Below are 12,346 nucleotides of genomic sequence, written 5' to 3'. Positions count from 1 at the left end.
GACAGGAACAAGGGAGTTTCAGCATGGCTGAACAGGACATCAAAAAAGGTCTCGCCGGCGTCGTAGTGGATTACACATCCGTCTCCAAAGTGAACCCGGACACCAACTCGCTGCTGTACCGCGGCTATCCCGTCCAGGAGCTCGCCGCGCGGTGCAGTCTCGAGGAAGTGGCCTACCTGCTCTGGAACGGCGAACTGCCCACTGCAGACCAACTGGCGGAATTTACGGCGCGGGAACGGGCCGGGCGGGCGCTGGACCCCGTGGTCAAGCAGGTTATTGATGCCCTGCCCACCAGCGCGCACCCGATGGACGTGTGCCGGACAGCGGCCTCGGTGATGGGAGCCAGGCACCCGCTGACCGGTGACTCCTCACGCGAAGCCAACATGAAAAAGGCAGTCGACCTGTTCGCAGCGATGCCGGCAGTGGTAGCCTACGACCAGCGCCGCCGGCACGGGCAAACCGCTGTGGAGCCCCGTGAGGACCTGGGCTACTCGGCCAACTTCCTGTGGATGGCCTTCGGCGAGGAACAGGTGCCGGAAGTGGTTGAGGCCTTCAACGTCTCCATGATCCTTTACGCCGAGCACAGCTTCAACGCCTCCACCTTCACCGCGCGGGTGATCACGTCCACGCTCTCGGACCTGCACTCGGCGGTCACCGGGGCGATCGGGGCGCTGAAGGGCCCGCTCCATGGCGGAGCCAACGAGGCCGTCATGCATACCTTCGACGAGATCGGGATCCGGCCGGAGGAGTCGCTGGAGGAGGCAGCCGCCCGGGCGAAGGCCTGGATGGAGAATGCCCTCGCCCAGAAGAAGAAGGTCATGGGTTTCGGCCACCGCGTTTACAAGCACGGCGACTCGCGTGTGCCCACCATGAAGGCGGCCCTGGACAAGATGATTGCGCACTACGGCCGGCCGGAACTCCTGGGCCTGTACCAGGGCCTCGAGGCCGCCATGGATGAGGCCAAGGCCATCAAGCCCAATCTCGACTATCCCGCCGGGCCCACCTACCACCTGATGGGATTCGACACCGAGACGTTCACGCCCCTGTTCGTGGCCAGCCGCATCACGGGCTGGACGGCGCACATCATGGAGCAGCTGGACTCGAACTCACTGATCCGGCCGCTGAGTGAATACGTGGGCCCGGAAGAGCGCCATCTCCCCTAGGTGCCGCTCACTTAGAAAGTACGACGGCGGCCTGGCCGCCCCGGTGGGCCCCGCCGCCGTCGCTTTTCACGTGTTAGGAGAGGAGGCTTTCGGAGGAGGCAACAGCTTCGTTGTCGTCATCCATGGTGACCACGATGTTCACCCTGCCGCCTTCCAGGACCACCGGCAGCCAGTGGTCGGCGTCCTGCCACATCCGGTCCACCGGCAAGGTGGTGGTGTCGAACCAGGCGGGAGCGATCTCGGCGCTTTCGGCGGGTTCGCCCTCCCACTTCACGGCGGTGAACAGCCGGGTGTCCATGTTCCACTCCGGCCTGGCAGGAAAGACAAAGCGCACCGCGCCTGCGTCCCTGAGGTCCTCGTGCCGGATCCCGACACCGGCTTCCTCCCGCACCTCGCGGACCGCGGCTTCAGCATCGCTCTCCCCCGGTTCCACGTGGCCGCCGATGCCCACGATCTTGCCGCGCCCGAAGCCGGTCTTCTTCAGCCCGAGCAGGACCTGGGAGACCCCGTCCACCTCGCGGAGCAGGAAACACAGCGCCACTGCAGCGGCAGCCATGCTCAGCCCAGCGCCCGCGGATGGGCCGCCGCGTAGATCTCACGGAGGGTGTCGGCCGTGACCAGCGTATAGACCTGGGTGGTGGTCACCGAGGCATGCCCCAGCAGTTCCTGCACCGCCCGTACATCGGCTCCGCCTTCGAGCAGATGCGTGGCGAACGAATGCCGCAGGGTGTGCGGGGACACGTCCTTGGTGATGTTTGCCTTGTCTGCCGCTGCTTTCAGGATGGTCCAGGAACTCTGGCGGCTGATCCGGCCGCCGCGGGCGTTGAGGAACAACGCCGGGGTGCCTTTTCCCTTGGCGGCCAGCAGCGGCCGCCCCCGGACCAGGTACGCGTCGAGGGCCCTGGCACCATACGAGCCCAGGGGTACCAGCCGTTCCTTGGACCCCTTGCCGAAGAGACGCACGATGGCGGGTCCGGACTCGGCGGCGTCAAGGGAAATGTCATCCACGTCGAGGCCAACTGCCTCGCTGATGCGGGCTCCGGTGGAATACAGGAATTCCAGCAGGGCCCGGTCCCGCAAACCTGTGGCCGTGTCCGTTCCGGCTGCCTCAAGGATCCTGGTCACTTCATCCACGCTGATGGCCTTGGGCAGGCGCTTCCCCGGCATGGGCGGATGGACCTCGCTGGCGGGATCGGCAGGTGTGTATCCTTCCAGCGCCCAGAACTTGTGGAGTCCGCGCACCGCAACCACCGTCCTGGCCGCAGACCTGACGCCCAGGGCCGAGCCGCCGTCGGACCCGTCCGAAAGCGCCCGGACGTAACCCGTGACGTGACGGCGCGTAATCTCCTCGGGGCGCCCGCAGCCCGCCGCTGCAAGGTACCGGGAGTAGCGGGCGAGGTCCCGCCGGTAGGCCGCAAGGGTATTGGCTGCCAGTCCCCGCTCCACGCCCATGTGCTGGAGGTAGTCCGTGATGCCGCGCTCAATGGCAGAGGGAGCCGCAGAAGGGGCAGCACCGGCGGCCCCGGCCTCAGGAACTGCTTCAACCGGGGCTGCAGCTTCAGCGGACGGAGCCGGACCCATCAGCGCTGGCTGGGGTGCGCCGGCCAGGGTGCGTCCGCTGGACGGAGCGCGGCGTACCCAGTGCTGCGCGCGGCAGCGGCGGCAAGGATCCCGACGACGGCAGACGGGTTATGCAGGCGGCCCGCCAGCACCGACTCCACGGCGTCGTCCAGGCTGATCCAGTGGAACTCGATCTCGGCTTCCTCATCCGTCCGCTCGTGGCGTTCGTGGTGCGGTACCTCCACCAGGTCCCGCGCAAGGTAGATGCGGATGGCCTCGCTGGAGGACCCCGGCGAATTGAAGAAGTCGGCCAGGACGTTCCAGGTGCCGGCGGCCAGGTCCGCCTCTTCGGCAAGTTCGCGCGCCGCGCCCACCAGGAAGTCCTCGCCCTCGATGTCCAGCAGCCCGGCCGGGATTTCCCATAGGTCCATGCCCACGGGGTGCCGGTACTGCCTGAGCAGGAGGATCTCACCGTCGTTGTTCATGGGGAGGACCGCCACGGCACCGGGGTGCTCGATGTAGTCCCTGGTGAGGGCCTCGCCTGTCTCCTGCAGCTGGAAGCTGTCGCTGACCACATCCCAGATCCGGCCTTCGTACACCTTCTCGGTAGACAAAAGACGGCGCGGGCTCGGTGCATCCGAAACCTGGACTACATGGGTGGCTTCGTGGGTACCGGGCATCGCGCCGTCCTTTTTCTGTTGTGCAGGAACTACTTAGCCGCTACCGTACCCGACTCCTCCGCCTGCGCAGCAGCGGGGGCAGCCGTGTCGGCGCCCGCCTGGTGGTTGAGGGCTGCCTTGACCAGGCCGGCGAACAGCGGGTGCGGACGGGTGGGCCGCGAGCTCAGTTCGGGGTGCGCCTGGGTGGCCACGTAGTACGGGTGGACGTCGGCAGGCAGCTCAACGAACTCCACGAGCTTGCCGTCCGGCGACGTACCGGAGAAAACGAGGCCTTCGGCGGCAATCTGCTCGCGGTACTTGTTGTTGACCTCGTAGCGGTGGCGGTGCCGTTCGCTCACGGTGGTCTTGCCGTAGGTTCCGGCGATGACGGAACCGGCGTCAAGCTTGGCTTCGTAGAGGCCCAGGCGCATGGTGCCGCCCAGGTCGCCGCGGCCCTCGACGAATTCCAGCTGCTCTTCCATGGTGGCAATGACCGGGTACTTGGAATCCGGCTCGAACTCGCTGGAGGACGCCCCTTCCAGGCCCACCACGTTGCGGGCGTACTCGATCACCATGCACTGCAGGCCCAAGCACAGGCCCAGGACGGGCAGCTTGGTCTCGCGGGCGAACTTCAGCGCGCCCAGCTTGCCCTCAAGCCCGCGGATGCCGAAGCCCCCCGGCACGCAGATCGCGTTGACGCCGTCGAGCGCCTGGATGGCGCCGTCGCGGGTTTCGCATTCGTCCGACGGAACCCAGCGGATCTTGACCTTAGTGTCGTTGGCGAAGCCGCCGGCACGCAGGGCCTCGGTCACGGACAGGTAGGCGTCCGGCAGGTCGATGTACTTGCCCACCAGAGCGATTTCCACGTGGTGCTTGGGGTTGTGGACTGCCTCGAGCAGCCTGTCCCAGCTGGTCCAGTCCACATCCTTGAACGGAAGGTCCAGGGCGCGCACGATGTAGGAGTCCAGGCCCTGGGTGTGGAGGGTCTTGGGGATGTCATAGATGCTGGGAGCGTCGGCGGCGTTGACCACCGCGTCGATGTCGACGTCGCACATGCGGCCGATCTTTTCCCGCATGGCGTCCGGCACCTCGCGGTCGGAGCGGATCACGATCGCCTCGGGCTGGATGCCGATGGAGCGCAGCGCAGCGACGGAATGCTGGGTGGGCTTGGTTTTCAGCTCCTGTGACGGTCCGATGTACGGGACCAGCGAAACGTGGAGGAAGAAGACGTTGGTCCGGCCGATGTCCTGGCGGACCTGGCGGGCCGACTCCAGGAACGGCTGGGACTCGATGTCACCCACGGTGCCGCCGATTTCGGTGATGATGACGTCCGGGGCGTTTTTGCCTTCGGCGGGCAGGCGCATGCGGCGCTTGATCTCATCAGTAATGTGCGGGATCACCTGGACGGTGTCGCCAAGGTATTCGCCGCGGCGTTCCTTCGCGATGACGGTGGAGTACACCTGCCCCGTGGTCACGTTGGCGGAGCCTTCGAGGTTTTCGTCGAGGAAGCGCTCGTAGTGCCCGATGTCCAGGTCCGTTTCGGCGCCGTCGTCGGTGACGAAGACCTCACCGTGCTGAAAGGGGTTCATGGTGCCCGGATCCACGTTCAGGTAGGGATCGAGCTTCTGCATAGTTACAGACAGGCCACGCGCACGCAGCAGATGACCGAGGCTTGATGCCGTCAGTCCCTTACCGAGCGAGGACGCCACACCACCGGTCACGAAGATGTGTTTGGTCGTCTTGGATGAGCCCGGGAACCGGGAATTTACACGGGAATTTGATCGCTGCACCACGGAATTCGAGCTTATCATCAATTGGACCTTCCATGGGTCTGGAACTGTTCCCCCAAACGTTCCAGTGTGCTGGCAGGCCGGCCCGCCAGGCAAGGGGTCTCCCTCGCCCGGACCCGTGGCAGCCGGTCCCTCAGGCGCTCTGCGGCAGGAGTTTAGCGTCGTCCAGCAGTTCCTGGGCGTGGGCCTGCGCCGACTCCGAGTCCTCCTGGCCGGCCAGCATGCGGGCCAGTTCGCGGACCCGTTCCGGCCCGTCAAGGAGGCGCACATCACTGGAGGTGAATCCGGTGGCGGTGCCGCCGTCGGCGCCCCGGACCGATGTCTTGGTGACGGTGATGTGCTGGTCTGCGAAGGCCGCCACCTGCGGCAGGTGCGTGACCACCAGCACCTGGACGTGGCGTGCCAGCATGGCGAGCCGGCGGCCGATTTCGACGGCGGCGCGCCCGCCCACTCCGGCGTCCACCTCATCGAAAACGAACGTGGGGACGGGGTCCACTGCCGCAAGCACCACTTCGATGGCCAGCATGACGCGGGAGAGTTCGCCACCGGACGCGCCCTTGCCGAGCGGCCGGGCGGGCGCTCCGGAATGCGGCTGGAGCAGGAAGCTGATGTCGTCGGCGCCGTGGGGTGCCAGCTGGCCGGCGGACTCGATGTTGATCACCAGGGTGGCGTCCGCCATGGCCAGCGCCTTGAGTTCGGCGCTGACCCTTGCTGAGAGGTCCTTGGCCGCTTTGGCCCGGATTTTGCTGATGGCCGCTGCCTGCTTCTGCAGCTCCGCCTCTGCCTTGGCCACTTCGGCGTCCAGTGTCTCGATCCGGGTTGAATCGTCCTGCAGCTCGTCAAAGCGCACGCGGGCGTTCTCCGCCCAGACCAGGACTTCGTCAATGGTCGGGGCGTACTTGCGGACCAGCTTGGCCAGGGTGGCCCGCCGGTCCTCAATTTCCGCAAGCCGCTCCGGGCCTTCGGAATCGAGTCCGGCCTGGTAGCTCGCCAGCTCGGTGGCGATGTCGTTCAACAGGAAGCCGACCTCGGCCAGCCGGGCGGCGGCAGAACCCAGTTCGGCGTCGTGCTCTGCCACGTGTTCCAGCGTCCGTTTGGCGGCGTCCACCAGCGTGGTGGCGTCGCCCGCTTCCCCAAAATCCTCGGCGATGAGGGCCTGGTGGGCCGTGCTCGCGGCGATGCGGAGTTCCTCGACATTGGCCAGCTTGACGGCCTCGGCCTTAAGCAGCTCGTCCTCGCCCGGCTGCGGATCCACCTCATCGATCTCCGCCAGGGCCTGCTCCAGTGATTCCGCCTCCCGCAGCCGGTCCCGGGCGGCGCTGCGGAGCGTGTCGAGCTCGGCCTGGCTGGACTTCCAGTGGCTGTACAGGTCCTGGTAGGCGGCCAGCGGGCCAGCCAGCGTTTCGCCCGCAAACTTGTCCAGGGCACCGCGCTGGGCGGCTGCCCCCTTGAGCCGGATCTGGTCCGACTGGCCGTGTACCACCACCAGGGTCTCGCCGATTTCGGCAAGGACACCCACGGGGGCGGCCCTGCCGCCCAGGAAAGCACGGCTGCGCCCGTCCGCGCCCAGGCGGCGGGCAAGAATCAGCTCCGCGCCGCCGTCGAACTCTTCCGCCTCGGCACCTGCGTCCACTGCCCTGGTAACGGCGGGGTGCCCGGCGTCGAGCTTGAGCACTGCCTCGGCTGTGGCGCTTTTCGCGCCGCTGCGGACAGCGCCCGCGTCCGAGCGCGCGCCCAGCAGGAGTCCGACGGCGGTGACCACCATGGTCTTGCCGGCGCCGGTCTCGCCGGTCACCACGCTCAGGCCCGGTCCCAGCGGCAGTGTTGCGTCTGTGATGACGCCCAGATCGCGGATTCTCAGTTCTTCAAGCATGACTTCACTTTGCGGTTGAGGGATCGGAATCAACATCGGGCAGGCCAGCGTGCGGCACCTGGAGCGGGGGCATGGGCCGCGGCGTCCTGACAACAGGGATGGGGCCGGTGTGCACGGACTCAGCCTTGGGCACCGGGCCCCGCCAGCCGTGGATGGGCAGCTCGAACTTCCGTACCAGCCGCGCGGAGAAAGGAGTCTGATGGGTACGGGCGAGCCTAACCGGATTAGCGGATTTCGTCACTTCCACCCGCGCCCCGGGCGGCAGGTCCACCGAACGCCTGCCGTCACACCACAGCACGCCCTGCGCATCGGTCCGGCCCAGGACCTCTACCGCCAGCCGGGACCGCGGCGAAACCACCAGGGGTTTGGCGAAGAGGGCGTGGGCGCTGATGGGAACGATGACCAGGGCTTCCACCTCGGGCCAGACCACCGGGCCGCCGGCGGAAAATCCATAGGCCGTGGAGCCGGTGGGAGTGGCGAGCACAATGCCGTCGCAGCCAAAGGAGGTGAGTGGACGTTCGTCCACTTCGGTGACCACCTCGAGCATGCGTTCGCGGTTGGCCTTCTCGATGGCGGCCTCGTTCAGCGCCCATGTGTGCCAGATCTTTTGGCCGCGCACCCACACCTGGACGTCGATGGTCATCCGCTCTTCCACTGTGTACTCGCGGCTGGCGATCCATTCAACGGTCTGCGCCAGATCCGCCCGCTCGCTCTCGGCCAGGAAGCCCACGTGTCCCAGGTTGACGCCCAGCAGGGGTACGTCCACTTCCCGTACCAGTTCGGCCGCGCGGAGGATGGTGCCGTCACCGCCCAGGACCATGACCAGTTCAACGTCCGGAAGCTGGACATGGTCGTGGAGGACCTCGACGGGCTGGGCCAGGTGGCCAAAGAACCGCTCCATGTCCCCGAGTTCAGATTCCTGCATCACGGGAACGATGCCCGAGGCATGCAGGAGGGCGCACGCCTCCCAGGCGGCCTTCAGTGAATCCTCCCGGCCGGTATGCGCGAGGACCAGTACACGCCTGCTCATCAGGTTCCGCTCTCTAGTGGTTCGGCCAGATACGTCCGAGCAAGGCAGCGGCCGCTGCCTCCCGCTCTTCGATCTTAGGTAAGTCTTGGCTGATCCTGCGTTTTATCCACAGGAAGTATTCAACGTTTCCGTCCTGGCCCGGCAGCGGACTGACCGCCAGTCCGCACAGGTCCAGCCCGGCCTCGAGCGCTGCCTTGGCTACTTTCTGCACCGCCAGCCGGCGCTCCCGCTCCGACGTCACCACGCCGGTGCGTCCCAGCCGGTCCTTGCCGATCTCGAACTGGGGCTTGACCATCAGTACCAGGTCCCCGCCGGGTTCGGTGCACTGGGCCAGCGGCTGGACCACCAGGGTGAGGGAGATGAAGGACAGGTCGGCCACGGCGAGGGCTGCGGCTCCTCCTATGTCTTCGGGAGTCATGTAGCGTACGTTGAGTCCTTCGTGGACCTCTACGCGCGGATCTTCCCGCAGCTGGGGCACCAGTTGGCCGTGCCCGACATCGACCGCCACCACCTGCGCGGCGCCGCGCCTCAGGAGGACGTCGGTAAAGCCACCGGTGGAGGCACCGGCGTCCAGGCACCTTTTCCCTTGGGCAGAAATCCCGGGGAATGCGTCCAGCGCTCCGGCCAGTTTGTGTCCCGCCCGGCTGACGTAGGTGTCCTGTTCGTCAGCCCGGACGGCGAGGTCCCTGTCCGCGTCCACCTGGAGTGACGCCTTGGCCAGGACCTGCCCGGCCGATGTGACCTTCCCCTCCGCAATCAGGGCGGCTGCATGCGTACGCGACCGGGCCAGGCCGCGTGCCACCAATGCCTGGTCGAGGCGCACGGGCATCAGGCGCCGCCTTTCAAGCGGTCTCTGGATGCCAAATCGGTGTATGCGGGATCGCCGTCAACCGGGACGCTGTCTGCCGGATCGCTGTTGAGGGCTGCCAGCAGTTGGTCGTGAAGCTCGTTGTATGCACCTTCGTGCTCCGCCACGGGAACCTGCGGCAGGGACCCAAGCCGTGCCAATGCCTGTGCCACTGCCGAATCACCGACGTCTGACTCACTGATTTCGGGCCATTCTGGAGCGGGCTGGGCTGCTGCATTGCCCGGTTCGGTCAGCTCAGTCATTCCACCAGTCTAGTGATCAAGCCAAACGAGTTTGGGAGCGTGGAGTGCGGCGGCGTCGGGGGTGGCCGCCCACCACGCTGCACACGCTGCCCGCCAGGAGTTGAGGTTGTCCTGGCTGCCAATGATGCCTACCGCTCCGTTGGCTACGCGTGCCGTGGCGTCGCCGCACGCGTAGGTGCCGTCGTCGTAACTGACCTCCGGGTATGCGGTGTGCAGTTCCGCCAGTGAGCTGATGATGTAGTCCGGGCGCTCGGCGGCGCGGGCAGCCAGAATGGTTTGGCGGGTGTCGACGCCGGTCAGGACTGCCACTGTGGCGAAGCCTGCGTTGTTACCGCCCAGGATGTCGGTATCCAACCTGTCTCCAACCACCAGGGGCCGCTCTGCGCCCAGACGCTTGGCTGCGGAGTGGAAAAGCGGTGCTTCCGGTTTTCCTGCCACCCGCGGTGTCTGTCCTGTGGCAGCAGCGACTGCTGCCACCAGCGTGCCGTTTCCGGGGGCGATACCGCGTGCCTGCGGTATGGACATGTCGGTGTTAGTGGCAACCCAGAGAGCCCCTGCATTCACCACATACGTGGCTTCGGCCAGGTCCTTCCACCCGATCTCCGGGTTGAATCCCTGGACCACCGCTACCGGGTCCTCGCCTTGGCTGTAGACAGGCACCAGGCCGACGAGTTCGATCTCCGCGGCCAGTGCCGGGCTGCCTGTGATGAGGACCCTGGAGCCCGGAGCCAATTCGCCGGCAAGCAGCTCGGCGGCTGCCTGCGAGGAGCTGACCACCTGGTTGTTGTCGGCGGGGGCACCGAGTTCCCTAAGATGGGCAGCCACCTGGGCCGGAGACCGGGACGCGTTGTTGGTCACGTAACCCAGCCCGACACCAAGGCCTTCGAGCTGCTTCAGGGAGTCAACCGCACTGGGAATGGCGTGCGGCCCGGCGTAAACCACACCGTCCAGGTCCGCCAAGAGGGCATCGAACAGTGAAATCAGGGGAACGCCAGCCATGCGTCAGTCTTCCCGCCGGTTCTGCTGGTCTTCGTTGGCGTATTCCATACCCTCTTCCGGCTCCTGGCCGGTCTCACCATGGTTGGTGCTGCTCCCGGCGGGCTCCAGCTCGTCCGGCTCCACCGAGTCTTCGTCCGACTCTGCGTCGTCGGAGAGGAAATAGTCTGCCTCCTGGTCATCAATGCTTGCGTCCTGGGCTTCCGCGGACTTATCAGTCGAAGCCTCTTCACCCGCGTTGGTGCCTGCGGCTGCAACCGGGGCGGCGTGCGGGGTTCCGGATGCAGTGGACGCCCTGTCAAGCAGGCGGCGGCGCTCGGCTTCCTCCCTGGCCTCTTCCTCTTCGTCCCAGCCGAGGTCGATGATGTCGGGCTCTTCGTCGACGCCCTGGCCCAGTGCGTTTTCAGCCACCACAGCCTGCTTCCGCCATTTCTCGGCTTCGGCTTCGCGGCCCACGGCCGCTAGGGCATTAGCGTAGGCACGGAAGAGGCGGGGGCTGTAAGAGAACGCCCGGTTGATGTCCAGCTGCGGGATTTCCAGCTCGGCTACCGCGGCATCCAGCTGCCCGAGGTCACTCCTGGCGCCTGCCGCGACGATGGCGAGCTCGGCCTTGCCCGGGGCGTCCAGGTCCTGGGCTTCCTCAGAGCGTGCAACGTCCAGAGCGCGGTCGGGCCGGCCAAGTCCACGCTCGCAGTCAGCCATGACCGGAAGGTGGACGTTGGAACCGCTGATCCGGCGATAGGTCCGGAATTCGCGCAGTGCCTCGCCATAGTGGCCGGCCGCGTAGGCTGTCAGACCTACAGCTTCGCGGACTGCGGCAAGCCTCCCGCCGCGCCGGCTTGCAGCCAGGGCATGCTGGAAGGCCAACTCCGGTTCCTCATCGATCAGCCGGCCTGCCATGACCAAGTGGCGGGCAACCCACTCTGCGCTCTTCGATTCAAGGGTCTTGATCTGGTGCTGCGTTGCGCGGTCCAGTTCCTTGCCCGTGACGTCCTCGTCGATTTCCGGCGACCGCTCCCGATCTGGACGGTTCGCGCTTCTGAGGTCGCGTACATTCGGCACGCGGACCGGACGGTCTTCCTGGCGGTCCCGCCCGAAAGTGCGGGGCCCTGCATCGCTGCGGGCTGCGTCACCACGGCCTGGGCCACGGTCAAAACTCCGGGGTGCACGGTCCTGACGGTCGCCACGGCCGGACCGATCGCCCCGCTCGTTCCGGTCACCGAAGGGCTTGCGGTTTTCTCCCGCGCCGAAGCTCCGGCGGTCACCCTCGCCGTCACGGCGCGGACGGTCACCGTAGGGCTTATTTTCACGGTCACCAAACGGCCTACGGTCGCGATCCCCGAAAGGCTTACGGTCGCGGTCACCAAAGGACCTGCGCTCTCCCCCGCCGAAGCCCCGGCGGTCACCCTCACCGTCACGGCGCGGACGGTCGCCGAACGCACGCCGGTCACCCTCACCGTCACGGCGCGGACGGTTGCCGAACGCACGCCGGTCACCCTCACCGTCACGGCGTGGACGGTCGCCAGAAGACCTGTTTTCGCGGTCACCATAGGGTTTACGGTCACGATCCCCGAAGGACCTGCGTTCTCCGCCGCCGAACCCACGCCGGTCACCGTCGCCGTCGCGCCGCGGACGATCACCAAAAGACCTGTTTTCCCGGTCACCATAGGGTTTACGGTCACGATCCCCGAAAGGCTTACGTTCCCCGCCCGCCGACGAACCCCTGGACGTGTCATTGTTGTCCCGGTTGCTGCGGGAGCGGAATCCGCGGGGATCACCGCCGGAGTTGTTGTTTCCGCGGAACGCGCCGCGGTCGTTGCCGCCCCGGTTGCCCCCGTTGTGCTCAGCCATGTGGGTTCCTCCTGTTGTGAGCCGACCACTGGCGCAACTGCAGCCGCTCGTATCCGTGTTTCGTTTTCCTACGCAACCCGAAATCAAGCGCTTCGAAGTCCGTACATCTTCATCAATTCTAGTGGAGTCACCCCGACCAGCATGACGATGATAGCCCGGACCACAGCATCGTGGTCATCTTCACACCCGACGCTCTATCAGTTGGGGTGGGGTTTCGCCGGACGCTCTATCAGTCGATGTGGGGTTTCCTTCAACACTTTCTCAGTTGGGGGTGTTCGACGGCGGGTGCCCACCGCGGTGTCCGGGTGCGGATG

General features: G+C 66.5%; 11 protein-coding genes. 1 reads left to right on the top strand and 10 read right to left on the bottom strand.

Annotation, left to right across the window (positions count from 1 at the left end):
* The first annotated feature begins 23 nt into the window (after nucleotides 1–23).
* Nucleotides 24–1,163 carry a bifunctional 2-methylcitrate synthase/citrate synthase gene (locus FDW81_RS14855; protein ID WP_138134999.1) on the top strand — a complete coding sequence of 380 codons (1,140 nt, stop codon included), beginning with the start codon at nucleotides 24–26 and terminating at the stop codon, nucleotides 1,161–1,163.
* Nucleotides 1,164–1,236: 73 nt separating this feature from the next.
* On the opposite strand, the gene FDW81_RS14850 is transcribed toward FDW81_RS14855, so the two are convergent.
* From FDW81_RS14850 to FDW81_RS14805, 10 genes are all read right to left on the bottom strand, one after another.
* On the bottom strand, nucleotides 1,237–1,719 hold the full coding sequence (locus FDW81_RS14850; RefSeq protein ID WP_138134998.1) for an 8-oxo-dGTP diphosphatase: 483 nt from the start codon (nucleotides 1,717–1,719) through the stop codon (nucleotides 1,237–1,239).
* A gap of 2 nt (nucleotides 1,720–1,721) precedes the next feature.
* A complete protein-coding gene (xerD, locus tag FDW81_RS14845; protein ID WP_171027234.1) occupies nucleotides 1,722–2,744 on the bottom strand; it encodes a site-specific tyrosine recombinase XerD in 1,023 nt (340 codons plus the stop codon).
* Nucleotides 2,744–3,403 (bottom strand): NUDIX hydrolase, encoded by a 660-nt coding sequence (locus FDW81_RS14840; protein ID WP_138134997.1) that lies wholly within the window; start codon nucleotides 3,401–3,403, stop codon nucleotides 2,744–2,746. The genes xerD and FDW81_RS14840 overlap by 1 nt, the downstream gene beginning before the upstream one ends.
* Before the next feature lie 29 nt (nucleotides 3,404–3,432).
* Nucleotides 3,433–5,193, bottom strand: coding sequence for a CTP synthase (locus FDW81_RS14835; protein ID WP_138134996.1), 1,761 nt, complete (start codon nucleotides 5,191–5,193; stop codon nucleotides 3,433–3,435).
* 112 nt (nucleotides 5,194–5,305) lie between these two features.
* Entirely contained in the window at nucleotides 5,306–7,045 is a 1,740-nt protein-coding gene (gene recN, locus FDW81_RS14830) for a DNA repair protein RecN (RefSeq protein ID WP_138134995.1), read from the bottom strand.
* Between the two features lie 4 nt (nucleotides 7,046–7,049).
* Nucleotides 7,050–8,075: an NAD kinase gene (locus FDW81_RS14825; protein WP_138134994.1), complete on the bottom strand. Its 1,026-nt coding sequence runs from the start codon at nucleotides 8,073–8,075 to the stop codon at nucleotides 7,050–7,052.
* A 13-nt stretch (nucleotides 8,076–8,088) separates the two neighbouring features.
* A complete protein-coding gene (locus FDW81_RS14820; protein ID WP_138134993.1) occupies nucleotides 8,089–8,904 on the bottom strand; it encodes a TlyA family RNA methyltransferase in 816 nt (271 codons plus the stop codon).
* Nucleotides 8,904–9,185: a hypothetical protein gene (locus FDW81_RS14815; RefSeq protein ID WP_205754625.1), complete on the bottom strand. Its 282-nt coding sequence runs from the start codon at nucleotides 9,183–9,185 to the stop codon at nucleotides 8,904–8,906. Before FDW81_RS14815 ends, FDW81_RS14820 begins: the two co-directional genes overlap by 1 nt.
* Nucleotides 9,186–9,194: 9 nt before the next feature.
* Nucleotides 9,195–10,184 (bottom strand): HAD-IIA family hydrolase, encoded by a 990-nt coding sequence (locus FDW81_RS14810; protein ID WP_138134992.1) that lies wholly within the window; start codon nucleotides 10,182–10,184, stop codon nucleotides 9,195–9,197.
* A 3-nt stretch (nucleotides 10,185–10,187) separates the two neighbouring features.
* Nucleotides 10,188–12,032 carry a tetratricopeptide repeat protein gene (locus FDW81_RS14805; protein WP_138134991.1) on the bottom strand — a complete coding sequence of 615 codons (1,845 nt, stop codon included), beginning with the start codon at nucleotides 12,030–12,032 and terminating at the stop codon, nucleotides 10,188–10,190.
* Nucleotides 12,033–12,346 lie beyond the last annotated feature (314 nt).

This window comes from Pseudarthrobacter sp. NamB4 (assembly GCF_005796185.1).
In the GTDB taxonomy this organism is placed as follows: Bacteria; Actinomycetota; Actinomycetes; order Actinomycetales; family Micrococcaceae; genus Arthrobacter.
Note: the sequence above shows the minus strand (reverse complement) of the source record. Positions and strands in the feature narration are given on the sequence as shown.

Excerpts from the sequence above, each read along its gene's own strand:
- FDW81_RS14855 (WP_138134999.1), top strand. The coding sequence starts at position 24 with ATGGCTGAACAGGACATCAAAAAAGGTCTCGCCGGCGTCGTAGTGGAT.
- FDW81_RS14850 (WP_138134998.1), bottom strand. The coding sequence starts at position 1,719 with ATGGCTGCCGCTGCAGTGGCGCTGTGTTTCCTGCTCCGCGAGGTGGAC.
- xerD (WP_171027234.1), bottom strand. The coding sequence starts at position 2,744 with ATGGGTCCGGCTCCGTCCGCTGAAGCTGCAGCCCCGGTTGAAGCAGTT.
- FDW81_RS14840 (WP_138134997.1), bottom strand. The coding sequence starts at position 3,403 with ATGCCCGGTACCCACGAAGCCACCCATGTAGTCCAGGTTTCGGATGCA.
- FDW81_RS14835 (WP_138134996.1), bottom strand. The coding sequence starts at position 5,193 with ATGATAAGCTCGAATTCCGTGGTGCAGCGATCAAATTCCCGTGTAAAT.
- recN (WP_138134995.1), bottom strand. The coding sequence starts at position 7,045 with ATGCTTGAAGAACTGAGAATCCGCGATCTGGGCGTCATCACAGACGCA.
- FDW81_RS14825 (WP_138134994.1), bottom strand. The coding sequence starts at position 8,075 with ATGAGCAGGCGTGTACTGGTCCTCGCGCATACCGGCCGGGAGGATTCA.
- FDW81_RS14820 (WP_138134993.1), bottom strand. The coding sequence starts at position 8,904 with ATGCCCGTGCGCCTCGACCAGGCATTGGTGGCACGCGGCCTGGCCCGG.
- FDW81_RS14815 (WP_205754625.1), bottom strand. The coding sequence starts at position 9,185 with ATGACTGAGCTGACCGAACCGGGCAATGCAGCAGCCCAGCCCGCTCCA.
- FDW81_RS14810 (WP_138134992.1), bottom strand. The coding sequence starts at position 10,184 with ATGGCTGGCGTTCCCCTGATTTCACTGTTCGATGCCCTCTTGGCGGAC.
- FDW81_RS14805 (WP_138134991.1), bottom strand. The coding sequence starts at position 12,032 with ATGGCTGAGCACAACGGGGGCAACCGGGGCGGCAACGACCGCGGCGCG.